General features: G+C 69.5%; 16 protein-coding genes and 2 riboswitches. Of the genes, 7 read left to right on the forward strand and 9 right to left on the reverse strand.

Going from position 1 to position 16814, the window contains the following annotated elements:
- Nucleotides 1-10: 10 nt before the first annotated feature.
- The 7 genes from ABD355_RS35110 to ABD355_RS35140 form a co-directional block, all read right to left on the reverse strand.
- On the reverse strand, nt 11-1108 hold the full coding sequence (locus ABD355_RS35110) for an ABC transporter ATP-binding protein (protein ID WP_344404974.1): 1098 nt from the start codon (nt 1106-1108) through the stop codon (nt 11-13).
- Nucleotides 1105-2103, reverse strand: a complete 999-nt coding sequence (locus ABD355_RS35115) for an ABC transporter permease (RefSeq protein ID WP_344404975.1) — start codon at nt 2101-2103, stop codon at nt 1105-1107. Before ABD355_RS35115 ends, ABD355_RS35110 begins: the two co-directional genes overlap by 4 nt.
- A gap of 111 nt (nt 2104-2214) precedes the next feature.
- Nucleotides 2215-4005: an ABC transporter substrate-binding protein gene (locus tag ABD355_RS35120; RefSeq protein ID WP_344404977.1), complete on the reverse strand. Its 1791-nt coding sequence runs from the start codon at nt 4003-4005 to the stop codon at nt 2215-2217.
- Nucleotides 4006-4075: 70 nt separating this feature from the next.
- On the reverse strand, nt 4076-5083 hold the full coding sequence (locus ABD355_RS35125; protein ID WP_344404979.1) for an ABC transporter permease: 1008 nt from the start codon (nt 5081-5083) through the stop codon (nt 4076-4078).
- Nucleotides 5084-5392: 309 nt separating this feature from the next.
- Nucleotides 5393-6190: an enhanced serine sensitivity protein SseB C-terminal domain-containing protein gene (locus tag ABD355_RS35130; protein WP_344404980.1), complete on the reverse strand. Its 798-nt coding sequence runs from the start codon at nt 6188-6190 to the stop codon at nt 5393-5395.
- A 198-nt stretch (nt 6191-6388) separates the two neighbouring features.
- Nucleotides 6389-7180, reverse strand: a complete 792-nt coding sequence (locus tag ABD355_RS35135) for an enhanced serine sensitivity protein SseB (RefSeq protein ID WP_344404981.1) — start codon at nt 7178-7180, stop codon at nt 6389-6391.
- Nucleotides 7181-7262: 82 nt separating this feature from the next.
- On the reverse strand, nt 7263-7931 hold the full coding sequence (locus tag ABD355_RS35140) for an AAA family ATPase (RefSeq protein ID WP_344404982.1): 669 nt from the start codon (nt 7929-7931) through the stop codon (nt 7263-7265).
- Nucleotides 7932-8119: 188 nt separating this feature from the next.
- Nucleotides 8120-8218: riboswitch (glycine riboswitch) on the forward strand.
- A riboswitch (glycine riboswitch) is annotated at nt 8219-8319 on the forward strand.
- A gap of 44 nt (nt 8320-8363) precedes the next feature.
- Between ABD355_RS35140 and gcvT the strand changes: the two genes are divergently transcribed.
- From gcvT to ABD355_RS35170, 6 genes are all read left to right on the forward strand, one after another.
- Nucleotides 8364-9482, forward strand: coding sequence for a glycine cleavage system aminomethyltransferase GcvT (gcvT, locus tag ABD355_RS35145; protein WP_344404983.1), 1119 nt, complete (start codon nt 8364-8366; stop codon nt 9480-9482).
- 129 nt (nt 9483-9611) lie between these two features.
- A complete protein-coding gene (gcvH, locus tag ABD355_RS35150; RefSeq protein ID WP_099931447.1) occupies nt 9612-9989 on the forward strand; it encodes a glycine cleavage system protein GcvH in 378 nt (125 codons plus the stop codon).
- A gap of 14 nt (nt 9990-10003) precedes the next feature.
- Nucleotides 10004-11266, forward strand: a complete 1263-nt coding sequence (glyA, locus tag ABD355_RS35155; RefSeq protein ID WP_344404985.1) for a serine hydroxymethyltransferase — start codon at nt 10004-10006, stop codon at nt 11264-11266.
- A gap of 56 nt (nt 11267-11322) precedes the next feature.
- Nucleotides 11323-12690 (forward strand): L-serine ammonia-lyase, encoded by a 1368-nt coding sequence (locus ABD355_RS35160; protein WP_344404986.1) that lies wholly within the window; start codon nt 11323-11325, stop codon nt 12688-12690.
- Between the two features lie 126 nt (nt 12691-12816).
- Nucleotides 12817-13149 carry a hypothetical protein gene (locus tag ABD355_RS35165; RefSeq protein ID WP_344404987.1) on the forward strand — a complete coding sequence of 111 codons (333 nt, stop codon included), beginning with the start codon at nt 12817-12819 and terminating at the stop codon, nt 13147-13149.
- Nucleotides 13150-13399: 250 nt separating this feature from the next.
- Nucleotides 13400-13957, forward strand: coding sequence for a GH25 family lysozyme (locus ABD355_RS35170; protein WP_344404988.1), 558 nt, complete (start codon nt 13400-13402; stop codon nt 13955-13957).
- A gap of 17 nt (nt 13958-13974) precedes the next feature.
- On the opposite strand, the gene ABD355_RS35175 is transcribed toward ABD355_RS35170, so the two are convergent.
- Together ABD355_RS35175 and ABD355_RS35180 are read right to left on the reverse strand one after the other, a co-directional pair.
- A complete protein-coding gene (locus ABD355_RS35175; RefSeq protein ID WP_344404990.1) occupies nt 13975-14724 on the reverse strand; it encodes an NADPH-dependent F420 reductase in 750 nt (249 codons plus the stop codon).
- A gap of 14 nt (nt 14725-14738) precedes the next feature.
- The gene (locus ABD355_RS35180) at nt 14739-15740 is read right to left on the reverse strand and encodes a zinc-dependent alcohol dehydrogenase family protein (RefSeq protein ID WP_344404992.1); all 1002 of its coding nucleotides are present in this window, start codon (nt 15738-15740) and stop codon (nt 14739-14741) included.
- Nucleotides 15741-15842: 102 nt separating this feature from the next.
- Here ABD355_RS35180 and ABD355_RS35185 point away from each other — a divergent pair, with 102 nt between their 5' ends.
- Nucleotides 15843-16751, forward strand: a complete 909-nt coding sequence (locus tag ABD355_RS35185; protein ID WP_344404993.1) for an AraC family transcriptional regulator — start codon at nt 15843-15845, stop codon at nt 16749-16751.
- Nucleotides 16752-16814 lie beyond the last annotated feature (63 nt).

Below are 16814 nucleotides of genomic sequence, written 5' to 3' on the forward strand. Positions count from 1 at the left end.
GGGTTCTCGCTCACAGCTTCGGCGCAATCTCTTCGGTCCAGATGCGTTCCCGCTGCTCCTGCGTCATGTGGCAGGCGGCCCAGTGCTGGCTGCCGACCTCGGTCAGCTCGGGGCGGACCGTGCGGGTGACGTTGTCCTTCGGGACGTCGGCGTACGGGCAGCGCGGGTTGAAGGCGCAGCCGGACGGGACGTTGATCAGGGAGGGCGGGGAGCCCTTCACCGGGATCAGGCGCTCCTGCTGCTCCCGGTCCAGGCGCGGCATCGAGCCGAGCAGGCCCCAGGTGTAGGGGTGGCGGGGCTCGTAGAACACCTTCTCCGCCGGACCCCGCTCGACGCAGCGGCCGCCGTACATCACCAGGATGTCGTCGGCGAGCTCGGCGACGACGCCCAGGTCGTGGGTGATGATGATGACCGCGGAGCCGAACTCCTTCTGCAGATCCCGGATCAGGTCGAGGATCTGCGCCTGGACGGTCACGTCCAGGGCGGTCGTCGGCTCGTCCGCGATGAGCAGCTCGGGGTTGTTGACCAGCGACATCGCGATCATCGCCCGCTGGCGCATACCGCCGGAGAACTCGTGCGGGTAGCTGTCCACCCGCTTGTCCGGCTGCGGAATGCCCACCCGGTCGAGCATCTCGACCGCGCGCTTCTTCGCGGTCTTCTTGTCGACGTTGTGGTGGATGCGGTACGCCTCCACGATCTGCTGGCCGATCGTGTAGTACGGGTGCAGCGCGGACAGCGGATCCTGGAAGATCATCGCCATCTGACGCCCGCGCAGCTTGCGCACCTCGTCCGGGTCGGCGGTCAGCAGCTCGGTGCCGTCCAGCCAGATCTCGCCGGAGATCTGCGCCTTGCGCTTGCCGTACTGGCCGGCCGTGTGCAGACCCATGATGCCGAGCGAGGTCACCGACTTCCCGGAACCCGACTCGCCCACGATGCCGAGGGTCTTGCCCTTCTCCAGCTTGAAGGAGAGCCCGTCGACGGACTTGACCAGGCCGTCGTCGGTCGGGAAGTGCACCTTCAGGTCGCGCACTTCGAGGAAGGAGGTCGGGGCGGGCGAGGTGCCCGTGGGCTCGCCCACGGCCGCTCCGCTCTTGCTCAGTTCCGTCATGCGAGCCTCACTCGGGGGTCGATCACGGCGTACAGGACGTCCACCACGAGGTTGGCGATCAGCACCGCGAGAGAAGTGATCAGGGTGACGCCCAGAATGATGGGCAGGTCCTGGTTCTTGATGGCGGTCAGCACCGCCTGGCCGAGGCCCGGCAGGCTGAACGTCGTCTCGGTCAGGATCGCGCCGCCGATGAGGGCGCCGAGGTCCATGCCGAGCATGGTCAGGATGGGCGTCATCGTGGAGCGCATGGCGTGCTTGCCGATGACGACCTGTTCCGTGAGGCCCTTCGCGCGGGCCGTGCGGATGTAGTCCTCGCCGAGGATCTCCAGCATGGTGGCGCGGGTGATCCGGGCGTACATCGCCGCATAGAGGAACGCGAGGGTGATCCAGGGCAGGATCATGCCGCCGAGGTAGCCGGACACGCTCTGACTGAGCGGCACGTACTTGCCGTCCATCCATTTCAGTCCGAAGACGAAGATGGCGGAGGCCAGCAGGCCGGTGAAGTAGATCGGCAGGGACACACCGCTGAGGGCGACGACCATGGCACCGCGGTCCCAGAGGCTGCCCCGCTTGAGCGCGGAGAGCACACCGGCCGCGACACCGAAGACCAGCCACAGGACGGCGGCACCGAGCGCGAGACCCAGGGTCACCGGGAAGCGGTCGGTCAGCACCGGCCAGACAGCCTGCTCGCTGCGGAAGGAGTAGCCGAAGCACGGCGCGGAGCAGTGGGTGATGTCGCCGCCGGCCGCGTAGGTGCGGCCCACGAAGATGCCCTTGAAGAAGTGCCAGACCTGGATGAAGATCGGGTCGCTCAGACCCAGCTTCGTCCGCACCGCTTCCACCGCCGCGGGGTCGGCCTGCTTGCCCACGAAGCTCGTGGCGATGTCCACGCCCGCCCACTTGGGGACGAGGAAGAAGATGCTGAAGACCACCAGGATGGTGACCACCAGCATCACTGCGGCGGCGAACAGCCGCCTGATGAGGTAAGCGAGCACAGCTAACGGCCCGCCGCGGGGCCGCGGGCCGCCGGAGGTCGTCCGGTGGCCCGCGGTCCCGCCGCGCCGGCCTTCACCTGCCTTTCGTGCCGTACGGCGGGTGTGCCGGGATTACTTCGAGGACTTCAGACCGATGTTGACGAAGTCGTAGTAGCCGCTGTACGCGTTCGTCGTGTACACGTTGCCGATCCGCGAGGAACGCCAGTTCAGGAGCCGCTCGAAGGTGAAGGGCAGGTAGTACGCGCCCTCGCTCACCTTGTGGTTGATCTCCGTGGCGATCTGCGTCTTCTTCGCCTCGTTCAGTTCACCGTTGTACTGGTCGAACAGACCGTCGATCGTCTTGTCCTTGATCAGGGCGTAGTTGTTGTTGCCGCTCTGCAGGATGTAGTGGCTGCTCCACAGCGGGATGCCGTAGCCCTGGACGGTCGGGAAGTCCGGGCCCCAGCCCATGATGATGATGCCGAGCTTCTTCTTCGCCACGTTCGACGGGGAGCCGATGATGCCGGCGCTCTGCGAGCCGTCGTACTGGTAGATGTCGGCCTGGATGCCGACCTGCTTCAGCGCCGCCTGCAGGGACGTGGCCGTGGCCACCTCCTGCGTCTTGTTGTTGCGGACGGCGATGGTGGTCTTGAAGCCGTTCGGCTGGCCGCAGGCCTTCAGCGCCTGCTTGGCCAGGGCGACGTTGCCGTTCTTGTTGGCACCGGCGATCTTGTACGGGTCGTACTTCTGGCCCTCGCCACCGGGGATCGACGGCGGGAGCATGTTGGTGCCGATGTCGCCACCGGCGATCGGGCCACCGCGCGCGGTCTGCAGCGACACGTGGTCGGCGGCGTAGATCACGGCCTTGCGGCAGTCGATGTTGTCGAACGGCTTGACGCTCTGCGGGAAGACCGCGTAGCGGATGAAGCCGGAGACCGGGTTGTCCAGGTTGTCCTTGTGCTGCTTCAGGGCGATGGTGCGGCCCTGCGGGCCGAGGCCCGTCTGGCTGGCGTCGATGTCGTAGTCGCCGTTGATCAGACGCTGGTCCATGTCGCTCTGGTTGGTGGAGATGTCCAGAGTGATCTTGTCCGGGTACGCCTTGCGGACCGGGTCCGAGGACGCCTTCCACTCGGTGTTGCGCACCAGCACCAGCGACTTGCCCGGGCTGTACGACTGGAACTTGTACGGGCCCGAGGAGAACGGCTTCAGGCCGTACTTGGACTTGGTGTCCATGTCCTGGCGGACCGGCGAGGCCGAGACCATCGCCAGCACCTGCTTGAAGTCGGAGTTCGCCTTGGGAAGGTGGAAGACGATCGTCTTGGCGTCGGGCGTGTCGATCGCCTTCAGGCCGAGCTTGTCCTTCGAGGTGTCCTTGTACGGGCCCTTGTAGGTGTTGTTGGGATCCAGCATCTGCTGCAGGTAGATCGGGCCGCCGGACAGGACGTCCTGCGCCCAGACGCGCTCGATGCCGTACTTGATGTCCTGGGAGGTGATCGGCTTGCCGTCCTCCCAGGTGATCCCGTCACGCAGGTGGAAGGTGTACGTCTTGCCGTCGGACGAGACCTGACCGGCGTCCGTGGCGAGGTCGGGGGTGACCTCGGCGCCCGCGGCGCCCGGCTCGGTCTTGTAGGTGAGCAGCTGACGGCTGTAGTAGCGCGCGAAGTCCCACATGAAGCCGTAGTAACCACGCGTGGTGTCCCACGAGTCGGCGTCCTGCGGGGTGACGAACTTCAGCGTGCCGCCCTTCTTGACCTGATCGGCCTGGGCAACCTTGTTGTTCGCCGCGTCGAAGCCGGCCGCACCCGTCTTCGAACCGCCGCTGTCGCTGCCGCCGCCGCACGCCGCCATGGTCAGCATGCCGGCGACCGCGGCAGCAGCGGCCAACGCCTGCTTGCGCCGCCCTGAGGTGCGTTGGGTAGTCACGATCTCGGTTCCTCCGGTTTTGATGAGAGACCCCGTGGGAGTGCTCACGGGACGCTTGGGGTACGGCAGTTCAGCGCGATCCCTTCGGGTCGAGCGCGTCCCGCACGCCGTCGCCGAAGAGGTTGAAGGCCAGAACGGTGATGAAGATCGCCACGCCGGGGACGACCATGTACATGGGGTCCGAGTCGTAGTAGTCGATCGCAGTCGAGAGCATCTGCCCCCAGGAGGACGTGGGGGGCTTGACGCCCACGCCCAGGAAGCTGAGTGCCGCCTCGGTGAGGATGTTGGTGGGGATCATCATCGTCGTGTAGACGATGATCGGGGCGACGAGGTTGGGCAGCAGTTCCTTGAACAGGATGTAGAACCGCCCGGCACCCAGCGATCGGGCCGCCTCGACGTACTCGCGCTCACGCAGCGAGAGCGTCTGGCCGCGCACCACGCGTCCGATGTAGGGCCAGCCGAAGAAGCCGATGACCAGGATCATCACGAACACGCGCACGCTGGAGCCGCTCAGACCGAGCATCTCGTTCGGCATGACGGAGACCAGCGCGATGATGAAGAGCAGCTGCGGGAAGGCCAGCAGGCCGTCCATGACGCGGCTGATGATCGAGTCGACCCAGCCGCCGAAGAAGCCGGCCAGGATGCCGAGGATCGTGCCGAGCACCACGGCGACGATCGCGGACAGGAAGCCGACCAGGAGCGAGATCCGGGCGCCGTAGAGGATGCGCGCGAAGATGTCGCGGCCGTTGACCGGCTCGACGCCCAGCCAGTGGTCGCCGCTGATGCCGCCGAGCGACCCCTTGGGGGTGCTGAACAGCGGGTCGATCAGGCTCTCGTGGTAGACGTCGGGGTCCTGCCCGTAGAGGCTGGTGATCACCGGTGCGAGCAGCGCCACCACGACGAGTACGAGCACGACGATGCCGCCTGTGAGGGCGAGTTTGTCCCTCTTCAGGCGCTCCCAGGCGATCCGGCCCAGGGAACGCCCCTGTACGGCCTTGTCGCCGGCGGTGGCGACCGCCGCTTCTTCGGCCGCGCTCGGGGCCGCTTCAGCGGTCGGCTCGTGCAATGGTGCCGTCATCTGGCAGGGACCCCTCTCAACCGGCGGTAGCCGGCCCGCACTTTGCCGCGGTGGCGGCGTGATCAGTCCGTCGTACACGGGGGCGAACCCCCCTGGAGCGGGAGTCTTCAACGCTTTGGCGATCTGTTGCCAGACTTGGCGGTGAAAGGATGCGTAAACGTGATGCGGGCTGGAGGGTTCCGTTATCCGGACACCGGGTAACGGGGGCCGGACAGGGATTATTTTGGACATACTCCACGGAAAAGGATCTTCCGGCCCGATCTACGCGCGCAGACCGACTCCCGGCCTGGTACGGACCAGGCCTGCGTCTCAGTATCCGCCATGCACCGGCGGGTACCCGTACCCGGCCGCCGGGGCCTGGGCCGGAGCGGCCGCGTGGGCCTCGCGGTCGTAGAACGGGCGGGCGCTCGCGCGCATCCACAGCGCGACGGGGTCGTACTCGTCCGACATCGCCACCGTCGACACCGGCAGTCCGTCCGGGACGGCGCCGATGGACTGCTGCATCATCGCCCGCACCGAGTCCACCGCGGGCGGACTGGTGTCGTACACGTCAAGGCCGATGGCGAGATACGGCGCCCCGAGCGCCGGCTGCACCCAGGCGCGGCGCAGCGAGCGGACGGCCGGGGTGCGGTGGGCGTTCTGCACGAGCAGGGCGTAGAACTGCGGGATCTCGATCGCGGGTTCCGACATCCGCAGCGGGCCCGCCGCCTGGCGCTCCAGACCGGTGGCGATACGGCGAAGGTCGAGCCAGGGGATGCCCACGCCACCGCCCGGGGCGTGCGGATTGAGCCAGAGGCCGAAGTGGTCGGGATACAGGGTCCGGGCGACGTCCAGCCCGTCGACCACTTCGTACGATCTGTTCCAGCCGCTGGCCGAGAGTTCCTGGGCGGAGGTGACGCACGGGGCGTAGCCGTAGCCGTCGACCTCCATGTTTCCGTACTGGGCGTCCGGGGAGCCCGCCTGGCCGTGCCACAGGAGCATCCAGACCTGGCCGGAGCCGGGGGTCGCGAGTGCGCGGAGGAGTGCCTCGTAGGCGTCGTAGCGCCCTGGCGTCACCTGGCGCAGCATGTTCTCGACCGTCCCGGTCGTGGTGCCGCTGGCGCTCACGTGTGTGCCCCTTCTCATGGTTGCCCCGCGTATGCCATCAGCTTAAGCGCCCAGTAGCTCGGGACTTGTTGGTCGTGGGCGAGTGCGGGTGCGTTGTGGCTGGTCGCTCCCCCACTCTCGGCTTCGCTCGAGCGGGGGGACCCCCATCGCGGCGGAGCCGCATGTCGATACTGCCCCGCCCCCCTCAAAAGGGCGCTCCTAGTACCCCTGCTGATAGAAGGGCCGGACGTTTTCTCTCATCCAGGTCGCCACCGGGTCGTCCGTCACGTCCAGGAGGACCAGGTTGACGGGCCACGGGGTGGGGGTTCTGGTGATGGCCCGGCTCAGGGCCTCCAGGGGGAGGGCTCTGATGTCCCCCTCCCGCTGGGAGAGTTCGACGCCCACGAACATCACCGGGTCCGCCGTCTCGATGGCGGCGAGGCAGCGGCGGGCGGTGACGACCACGCCCGTCCCGGCGAACTCGGCGGAGGCCGCGGCGAGGAAGTCGACCGGGTCGTCCTGCCAGTCCGGCTCGAAGAGCTTGACCCGGCCGCCGGAGGCGGGGCCGTCCAGCGGAGTGCGGCCCACGCGGCAGAGTTCGGCGACGGCGGGCGGCGGGAGCGGGATGCCGACCACGCCGTCCGGGTTCACGGCGAGGCCGACCTGCGGGGGCAGGCCGCGGGCGAACTCGACGGCCGGGGCGATCGTGTACGACATGTGCGAGCCGACCACCTGCCGGAACTGCTCCTCGGAGCTGAAGACCGGCACATAGGCCTGGCCCTCGATCTCCAGCGTGGGCAGGTCGAGGGGGCCGCTGTTCAGGTCGCCGCCGTTCGGCAGCGGCACCCAGACGAAGCTGCGGCCGAGCACCTCCAGGATCCGGCCGCCCGCCGAGGGGATGCCGAGGGAGGCCGACAGCACCTCCTCCAGCTCGTTGCCGGGCCATCCGCCGTGCGGATGGGGGTGCGCCTGCAAGGGAAAGTCCGCGGGAAGATCCGCTGCGAAGTCCATCTGTGTCCGACCGCCTGCTGAGAACCACTGCTGTGGCTGGAAAGGCTAGCGGGTGGGAGGGACAAAGGGGTTGGGCCGTGCGTCACCCCGTGAAACCGATCCTGCGCAGGACGTCCGCGGCGTCCCGGTCCAGGAGCACCGCCGAGCCGACTCCCTCCGGCAGGTCGCCCCGCTCGACCGCGCGGATCAGCCGGGCCGCTGCCGTGCGGTGGCGCAGGAAGGCGTAGCGCGAGACGCCGCGGCCGCGCTCGCGCTGGCCCTGAAGGGCCGTGCCGGGCGTGACGTCGAGCAGCAGCAGATGCAGGGTGCCGCCGCGGCGCCGGGCCTCGCGGGCCAGCCAGCCGCGCACCCAGGCCTGCGTACCGCAGTCGTGCACGACGACCCCTTCGCCGCTGCGCAGGGCGCGGCGCAGCGCGGCGTAGTGGGCGAGGCGGACGAGGGGCCGGTAGAGCGCATAGGGCAGGAAGCGGGGCGCGCGGGCCTCCCAGCGGTCGCGGGCGTCCTGGGAGTCGATGCGGATGCCACGGACCGCGCGCTCCATCAGCGTGGACTTGCCGCTGCCCGGCAGGCCGGTGACCACCACCAGGTCACGGGGGCCGAAGAGCAGCGCGTGCGGGCTGTGCCCCGAGCGGTCGCGCAGGTCGCGGACCACGGGTGCGGGGCAGGCACCGCAGACATCCTTGGCCGGGGCCGCGGGCTGATGGGGCAGCGCTACGGCCGAGGTCGTGGCGTACACCGTGGTCCTGTTCACCGTGATCGTCCTTCCTGGGGGTCAGGAAAGCTTCTCCCCGCTCTTTGTAAAGGGAAGGTAATGCACGGCTTCTCGCAGTTGTGTTCGGTTCCGGCCACAGCCCCGTCACAAAGAGGAGGCGCGAAGAGGAGGTGCCAAGGAGGAGGGGGCGCGTGCAATGATGTGCGCGCAACTGCATACAGGCCGTTTGAATCCGCGCGGGAGAGTCCCGGCAGCAGAGTCTGCCGGGCGCCGAAGGAGCAAGTCCCTCCCTTGAATCTCTCAGGCCCCGTTACCGCGCGGGCGAGGCACATCTGAAAAGCGGGCCACCGGATCCGGTGGCCCCACCCAAGGTGCAAGCCATGACTTCATGGCGAACCTCTCAGGTTCCGATGACAGATGGGGAGGAACGACCTCGCCCGTCATGCACTCTGCCTGGGAGACGACCGTCCGATGAGCAGCACCGAACCCCGTCACACCGCGCTCGATGCCCTGCATCGCTCGCTCGGCGCGACGATGACCGACTTCGCCGGCTGGGACATGCCCCTGCGCTACGGCTCCGAGCGCGACGAGCACCTCGCCGTGCGGACGAAGGCCGGGCTCTTCGATCTCTCCCACATGGGCGAGATCACCGTCACCGGCCCGCAGGCCGCACAGCTCCTGAACTTCGCCCTGGTCGGCAACATCGCCTCCGTCGGTGTCGGCCGGGCCCGCTACACGATGATCTGCCGGGCCGACGGCGGCATCCTCGACGACCTGATCGTCTACCGGCTCGGCGAGACCGAATACCTGGTCGTCGCCAACGCCTCCAACGCCCAGGTGGTGCTGGACGCGCTGGTGGAGCGTTCGGCCGGCTTCGACGCCGAGGTGCGCGACGACCGGGACGACTACGCGCTGATCGCCGTGCAGGGCCCCGAGTCCCCCGGCATCCTCGGGTCTCTCACCGACGCCGACCTCGACGGCCTGAAGTACTACGCCGGCCTGCCCGGCACCGTCGCCGGCGTCCCCGCCCTCATCGCGCGCACCGGCTACACCGGCGAGGACGGCTTCGAGCTGTTCGTCGCCCCCGCTGACGCCGAGAAGCTGTGGCAGGCGCTGACCGACGCCGGAGCGCCCGTCGGGCTGGCGCCCTGCGGGCTGTCCTGCCGGGACACCCTGCGTCTGGAGGCGGGCATGCCGCTGTACGGGCATGAACTGTCCACCTCGCTCACGCCGTTCGACGCCGGGCTCGGCCGGGTGGTGAAGTTCGAGAAGGAGGGCGACTTCGTGGGGCGCGAGGCGCTCCAGGAGGCGGCCGCCAGGGCTGCGGAGAACCCGCCGCGCGTCCTCGTCGGCCTGGTCGCCGAGGGCCGTCGGGTCCCGCGCGCCGGGTACCCGGTCGTCGCGGGCGGCGAGGTGATCGGCGAGGTCACCTCCGGGGCCCCCTCGCCCACGCTGGGCAAGCCGATCGCGATGGCGTACGTCGACGCGGCGCATGCGGCGCCGGGCACCGAGGGTGTCGGCGTGGACATCCGGGGCAGTCACGAGCCGTACGAGGTCGTGGCGCTGCCCTTCTACAAGCGGCAGAAGTAGACACTGACCGAGACTGGGCGAGGCGGGCTGGTCCCCGGACGTGACCCCGCGCACATTTTCGCTGCTCACATGCGTTTTCCGGACTCCCTCATTCATCAGCACTCCACCGCGTACAGGAGAATTCAGGCCATGAGCAACCCCCAGCAGCTGCGTTACAGCAAGGAGCACGAGTGGCTGTCGGCCGCCGAGGACGGCGTCTCGACGGTCGGCATCACGGAGTTCGCGGCCAACGCGCTCGGCGATGTCGTCTACGCCCAGCTTCCCGAGGTGGGCTCCGCCGTGACCGCGGGCGAGACCTGCGGCGAGCTGGAGTCGACCAAGTCGGTCAGCGACCTGTACTCCCCCGTCACCGGTGAGGTCACCGAGATCAACGAGGACGTGGTGAACGACCCGTCCCTGGTCAACTCGGCCCCCTTCGAGGGCGGTTGGCTCTTCAAGGTCCGCGTCACCGAGGAGCCGGCCGACCTGCTCTCCGCCGACGAGTACACCGCCCAGAACGCCGGCTGAGGAGCCGTAGACGCATGTCCGTACTGAACACGCCCCTGCATGAGCTCGACCCGGAGATCGCCGCCGCGGTCGACGCCGAGCTGCACCGCCAGCAGTCCACCCTCGAGATGATCGCCTCGGAGAACTTCGCGCCGCTGGCGGTGATGGAGGCCCAGGGCTCGGTCCTGACCAACAAGTACGCCGAGGGCTACCCGGGCCGGCGCTACTACGGCGGCTGCGAGCACGTGGACGTCGCCGAGCAGATCGCCATCGACCGGCTCAAGGAGCTGTTCGGCGCCGAGTACGCCAACGTGCAGCCGCACTCGGGTGCCTCCGCCAACCAGGCCGCGCTGTTCGCGCTGGCCCAGCCCGGCGACACCATCCTGGGCCTGGACCTGGCGCACGGCGGCCATCTCACCCACGGGATGCGGCTGAACTTCTCCGGCAAGCAGTTCAACGTGGTCGCCTACCACGTGGACGACTCCGGCCTGGTCGACATGGCCGAGCTGGAGCGGCTGGCCAAGGAGCACCGTCCCAAGGTGATCATCGCGGGCTGGTCGGCCTACCCCAGGCAGCTGGACTTCGCCGAGTTCCGGCGGATCGCGGACGAGGTCGGCGCCTACCTGTGGGTGGACATGGCGCACTTCGCCGGCCTGGTGGCCGCCGGGCTGCACCCCAACCCGGTCGAGCACGCGGACGTGGTCACCTCCACCACCCACAAGACGCTGGGCGGCCCGCGCGGCGGGATCATCCTTGCGAGGAAGGACTTCGCGAAGAAGCTCAACTCGTCCGTCTTCCCCGGCTTCCAGGGCGGTCCGCTGGAGCATGTGATCGCGGCGAAGGCGGTCTCCTTCAAGGTCGCCGCGAGCGAGGAGTTCAAGGAGCGCCAGCGGCGTACGGTGGAGGGTGCGCGCATCCTGGCCGAGCGGCTGACCGCGGGCGACGCCCGCGAGGCCGGGGTGAACGTGCTGTCCGGCGGCACCGACGTGCACCTGATCCTGGTCGACCTGCGCCACTCCGAGCTGGACGGGCAGCAGGCCGAGGACCGTCTGCACGAGGTCGGCATCACGGTCAACCGCAACGCCGTCCCCAACGACCCGCGCCCGCCCATGGTCACCTCGGGTCTGCGGATCGGCACCCCGGCCCTGGCCACCCGCGGCTTCACCGCCGAGGACTTCGCCGAGGTCGCGGACGTCATCGCCGAGGCGCTCAAGCCGTCCTACGACGTCGAGGCGCTCAAGGCCCGGGTCAAGGCGCTCGCCGACAAGCACCCGCTGTACCCCGGCCTGAACAAGTAGTTCCCCGGTGGGGGCACCCGACGACGTGTGCCCCCGCCCTTTTCGGAGGAGTTCCCGTGGCCATCTCGGTCTTCGACCTGTTCTCGATCGGCATAGGCCCGTCGAGCTCCCACACGGTGGGACCGATGCGCGCGGCCCGCATGTTCGCCCGCCGCCTGCGCAACGAGGAGCTGCTGGGCTCCGTCGCGTCCGTACGATCCGAGCTGTACGGCTCCCTGGGCGCGACCGGCCACGGCCACGGCACCCCGAAGGCGGTGCTGCTCGGCCTGGAGGGCGCCTCGCCGCGGACGGTGGACGTGGAGACGGCGGACGAGCGGGTGGCGGAGATCACGTCGTCCGGCCGGATCCGGCTCCTCGGCGAGCACGAGATCCCGTTCTCCTTCGACGACGACCTGAAACTCCACCGCCGCAAGGCCCTCCCGTACCACGCGAACGGCATGACCCTGTGGGCGTACGACGCCTCGGGTACGGAGCTGCTGTCGAAGACGTACTACTCGGTGGGCGGCGGCTTCGTCGTCGACGAGGACGCCGTCGGCCAGGACCGCATCAAGCTGGACGACACCGTGCTGAAGTACCCCTTCCGCACGGGCGACGAGCTGTTGCGCCTGACGAAGGAGACGGGTCTGTCGATCTCCGCCCTGATGCTGGAGAACGAGCGGGCCTGGCGCACCGAGGACGAGATCCGCTCGGGGCTCCTGGACATCTGGCGGGTGATGCAGGCGTGCGTGTCCCGCGGCATGTCCCGCGAGGGCATCCTGCCCGGCGGTCTGAAGGTGCGTCGCCGGGCCGCCGTCTCCGCCCGCCAACTGCGCGCCGAGGGCGACCCGTTGGCGCACGCCATGGAGTGGATCACGCTCTATGCGATGGCCGTGAACGAGGAGAACGCGGCGGGCGGCCGCGTGGTCACCGCCCCCACGAACGGCGCCGCGGGCATCATCCCGGCCGTTCTGCACTACTACATCAACTTCGTGCCGGGCGCCGACGAGGACGGAGTCGTCCGCTTCCTCCTCGCGGCGGGCGCCATCGGCATGCTCTTCAAGGAAAACGCGTCCATCTCCGGCGCCGAGGTCGGCTGCCAGGGCGAGGTCGGCTCCGCCTGCTCGATGGCGGCGGGCGCGCTCGCGGAGGTGCTCGGCGGCTCCCCCGAACAGGTCGAGAACGCAGCCGAGATCGGCATGGAACACAACCTCGGCCTCACCTGCGACCCCGTCGGCGGCCTGGTCCAGATCCCCTGCATCGAGCGCAACGGCATGGCCGCGGTGAAGGCGGTCACGGCGGCGAAGATGGCGATGCGCGGCGACGGCTCCCACAAGGTGTCCCTGGACAAGGTCATCAAGACGATGAAGGACACCGGCGCGGACATGAGCGTGAAGTACAAGGAGACGGCACGGGGCGGGCTCGCGGTGAACATCATCGAGTGCTGAGGAAGCAGGCCCCGACCAGCTCGTTCGCGTCTTTCGGTGCTGTTTCGCAGCACGTGGGGTGTACCGGCGGGCTGACGTCCCGGAGACGGCTCTGCGCGGACGAGGTCAGGGACTTTCCGGCAGGAGATGTGCACGGTGCTGTGCCGCGCTCCCGGGGACGCCGTGCTGGCCTGCCTTCGCGACCTCGACGTCCTCGACAAGCCCCTGGATGCCTGCGTCGGCATCGCCCCCGACGTGGCCCTCCTCGTCCAGCACGGCACCGTCGTCGGCTGGAGCCTCACCGAATGCCCGGGCCTGGTCACCCCGCCGCTGGTGGACGACGTGGTGGACGGTGAACCGGTCGCCCTGGCCCGTCTCCGGGCCGCCGACGAGGCCCTGCGTGCCCAGCACGAGGACCGGCACCGGGCCGACACCCTGCTGGATCTGATCGCCACTTATGTGGAGGACTACGGGACGTGATCGTGCACCGGTCGGCGGCCCTCGGTCCGTACTGCGACGAGCGCCGCCTTCCGGTACTGCGTCGGCGCCCTGCGGGCCGCCCCGCCGGCTTCCTCTTCGTCGACGACCGCGAGGAGAACGTGCGCGCGGCGCAAGCCCCGAGCGGAATTGACGTTTTGCCCGTCGTTTCCACATCCGGGACGGATCACCCCTGCGCCAGGTGGGGATAAATCAACCGCTGTCCCCCCACCGGCACTTCAGGGAGTCCTCCATGCTGCGCGGTATCGACGTAAGCGCCTACCAGCCCTCCTCGTACAGCACGGACGGCCTCTCCTTCGTCTTCGTCAAGGCGACGGAGGGCCGTTCGTACATCAACCCGAGAGTCGGCGCCCAGGCACAACACGGACGCGGGGCCGGCCTCGTCGTCGGCTTCTACCACTTCCTGTGGCCGGGTCATCTCCAGGCCCAGGCGGAGTACTTCGTCGAGCGCACCCCTTCGAAGGTGGGCGACATCCTCGCCGTGGACTGGGAGCGGACCAGCGCCGGAACGCACGCGAGCAACGCGGAGAAGGACCTGTTCCTCCGCAAGGTGAAGGAGCTACGGCCGAACCACCGGGTCGTCCTCTACACCAACCGCGATTTCTGGCTCAACGTCGACACCACCTCGTACGCCGGCGACGGCCTCTGGATCGCCGACTACGTCACGGCGGGCAAGCCCCGCATCACGGCCAAGTGGCGTTTCCACCAGTACACCAGCGAGCCGCACGACAAGGACGTCGCGGACTTCGCCGACAAGGCCGCCCTGAAGGAGTGGGCCACGAGCGCCTGACGGGCACGCGCCCGCCGTCACGCCCTGAAGTCCGCCGGGCGTTCCCGGGGGGCCTCCGCCAGTGCCTTGGTCACACCGTCCACGCCCGCGCGCAGGCCGTAGACGGGTGTGCCCGGCTGCTGGCGCCAGGAGTCGGCGAGAGTGCCCGTGTCGACCGTGTCGAAGCCGAGTTCGTCGATCAGGTTCCTGACCACGCGCTTCGCGGCCTCGTCGTCGCCCGCAACCGGCACCGCCTGCCGCTCGGGGTCACCCGCGGGGCGCGGGCGCTCCAGGATGTCCTGGGCGAAGGTGCCGTTGAACGCCTTGATGACGGTGTGGCCGATCTGCTGTGCCGTCCAGGCGCTCTCCGTGAGGCCCTCGTCCTCGATCGCCGCGATCCTGCCGTCCCGCTGCTGGGGGTAGTAGTTGCCGGTGTCGATCACGGCGACGTTCTCGGCCGCGCCGTCCAGGAGGCCCGCCGGCAGGTCCGGGATCGCCTTGACGGGGATCGTGATCACGACGACCTCCGCGCCACGCGCCGCCTCCTGAACGGGTACCGGGGTCGCGCCGGTCTCCTCGGCCAGCTCCGTGAGCGTGTGGGGACCGCGGGAGTTGGCGACGGAGACGTCGTGGCCGAGGGCGGTGAGCCGCCGGGTGAGGTTGCCGCCGATGTTGCCCGCGCCGATGATGCCGATCTTCATGACAGGCCCTTCCCTGGATGATGCACGTGCATAGGTCTGGGTCGCGTCAACCTCGGAGTCCGGCGGCCTATTCCGCGGGTGCGGCAAACGGGTGAGGGCCCTCAGACCCGTACGACGATCTTGCCCGTGTGCCGGTTGGACTCCATCAGGCAGTGGGCGTCCCGGATGCGGTCGAGGCCGTCGAGGACCTCTCCGACGACCGGGCGGAACCCGCCGTCGGCGAGGCCGGCATTGAGGAAGGCGGTGGAGCGGCGGCGGCCGGCGGGTGTGGTGGTGAGGATCAGGTTGGCGTAGGTGTGGAGGGTGAAGGGCCAGTTCCGGGGGATCTCGGCCGGGCGGGTGTCCAGCCAGCCGTAGACGACCAGGGAGCCGCCCGGTGCCAGGGCCTCGGCCAGCGGGCCGAAGCCGGGGCCGCCGATCGCGTCGAAGATCACCTCGGCGCCGTCGCCCCCGGTGAGCCGTTTGACCTCCTTGGCCACGGCCTCTGGTGCCGATCCGCCGGTGACGATCACCTCGGCCGCGCCGAGCTCCAGCAGCCGGTCCCGTTTCTCCTCGGTGCGGGTGGTGGTGAGCGGGATCGCGCCGATGCGGCGGGCGACCTGGATCGCCGCGGTGCCGACGCCGCTGGACGCGCCGGTGATCAGCACATGGTCGCCGGGCCTGAGACCGGCGGTCTCCAGCAGGGCGCCGTACGCGGTCGTGTACGTCAGCCAGGCCGCGGCGCCGGTGACGGGGTCGACGGAGGCCGGGCGGCGCAGGACCGCGGTCTCGGGGAGGACGACCTGCTCGGCGTACACGCCCTGCGCGCTCATCTCGATGCCGGGGCCGGTCAGCACCGGATCGCCGACGGCCAGTTCGGTGACGCCGTCGCCGACCGCCTCGACGACGCCGGCTGCCTCGTAGCCGAGGCGGGAGGCGGGGAGGGCGGGCTGGTAGTAGTAACCGCCGCTCCGGAAAAGGGCTTCGGCGCGGTTGAGGCCCACCGCGTCGACCCGTACGAGCACTTGGCCGGGCGCGGGATCGGGGACGGGCACGTCCTCGACCCTCAGCACCTCGGGTCCGCCGATTTCATGAAAAAGCACAGTACGTGCGGTAGTTGGCATGCGGAACACGCTAGGCGGCGGGACGCGAGACGATCCATGTCCGCTGCTCTCCCTTTCCTGTGCGATCGTCTCCCCGGTACGGAATACGGCTACGGTTCGGACATGGACGTACTCAGTGACGCCGTGAGCGCGATGCGCACCGGGCGGCCGCACTCCTCGCGCCGGGACAAGTACGCGCCCTGGGGCATGCGGTTCGAGGCATCCCCGGGGGCCGGGTTCCATGTGGTGCTGCGCGGGTCGGCGTGGCTGATCCCGGCGGAGGGCGAACCGGTCGCGGTGGGACCCGGGGACGTGGTGTTCCTGGCGCACGGGCGGGGGCACGCGCTGGCCAGCGGACTCGACGTGCCGCTGGAGCACGTACGGCCCGGCTCGGACAACCGGTGGCCCGCGCCGCCGCCCGCGCCGAAAGAGGGCACTCCGGACGCGGTCCTGCTCTGCGGCTCCTACCAGATGGACCGCAGCCGCACCCACCGTCTGGTCTCCGAACTGCCGGACGTGGTGCACCTGCCCGCCCGGGTCGGCGCCCACCGCTCGCTGCGGGCGGCGGTGGAGCTGCTCGGCATGGAGCTGGAGGAGCCGCAGCCCGGTTCGGACGCCATCGTCACCTCGCTGCTCGACACCCTGCTGCTGTACATCCTGCGCGCCTGGTGGCAGCACGACCGTAAGGCCACCGGCTGGTCGGCCGCGCTCGACGACCCGGCCGTGGCGGCGGCCCTGCGCGCCATCCACGGCGACCCGGCCCGTCCCTGGACGGTCGAGGAGCTCGGCGCCGAGAGCGGACTGTCCCGCGCCGCCTTCGCCCGTCGCTTCACCACGCTGGTCGGCGAACCGCCGCTGGCCTACCTCACCTGGTGGCGCATGACGACCGCGGGCCGCCTCCTGCGCGAGGAGGACATTCCCCTGCGCCGGATCGCCGAACGCGCGGGCTACACCTCGGAGTTCGCCTTCGCCAAGGCCTTCAAGCGGGAGTTCGGGGTGGCGCCGGGACAGTACCGGAGACAGGTGTCCTGAGCCCGGCCCACGGCATGACGAAGGGGTGCCCGTCCGCCGTGCGGACGGGCACCCCCGGCACGT

This window comes from Streptomyces longisporus (assembly GCF_039532765.1).
GTDB classification, from domain to species: Bacteria; Actinomycetota; Actinomycetes; order Streptomycetales; family Streptomycetaceae; genus Streptomyces; species Streptomyces longisporus.

Excerpts from the sequence above, each read along its gene's own strand:
- ABD355_RS35110 (WP_344404974.1), bottom strand. The coding sequence starts at position 1,108 with ATGACGGAACTGAGCAAGAGCGGAGCGGCCGTGGGCGAGCCCACGGGC.
- ABD355_RS35125 (WP_344404979.1), bottom strand. The coding sequence starts at position 5,083 with ATGACGGCACCATTGCACGAGCCGACCGCTGAAGCGGCCCCGAGCGCG.
- ABD355_RS35135 (WP_344404981.1), bottom strand. The coding sequence starts at position 7,180 with ATGGACTTCGCAGCGGATCTTCCCGCGGACTTTCCCTTGCAGGCGCAC.
- gcvT (WP_344404983.1), top strand. The coding sequence starts at position 8,364 with ATGAGCAGCACCGAACCCCGTCACACCGCGCTCGATGCCCTGCATCGC.
- gcvH (WP_099931447.1), top strand. The coding sequence starts at position 9,612 with ATGAGCAACCCCCAGCAGCTGCGTTACAGCAAGGAGCACGAGTGGCTG.
- glyA (WP_344404985.1), top strand. The coding sequence starts at position 10,004 with ATGTCCGTACTGAACACGCCCCTGCATGAGCTCGACCCGGAGATCGCC.
- ABD355_RS35165 (WP_344404987.1), top strand. The coding sequence starts at position 12,817 with ATGTGCACGGTGCTGTGCCGCGCTCCCGGGGACGCCGTGCTGGCCTGC.
- ABD355_RS35170 (WP_344404988.1), top strand. The coding sequence starts at position 13,400 with ATGCTGCGCGGTATCGACGTAAGCGCCTACCAGCCCTCCTCGTACAGC.
- ABD355_RS35180 (WP_344404992.1), bottom strand. The coding sequence starts at position 15,740 with ATGCCAACTACCGCACGTACTGTGCTTTTTCATGAAATCGGCGGACCC.
- ABD355_RS35185 (WP_344404993.1), top strand. The coding sequence starts at position 15,843 with ATGGACGTACTCAGTGACGCCGTGAGCGCGATGCGCACCGGGCGGCCG.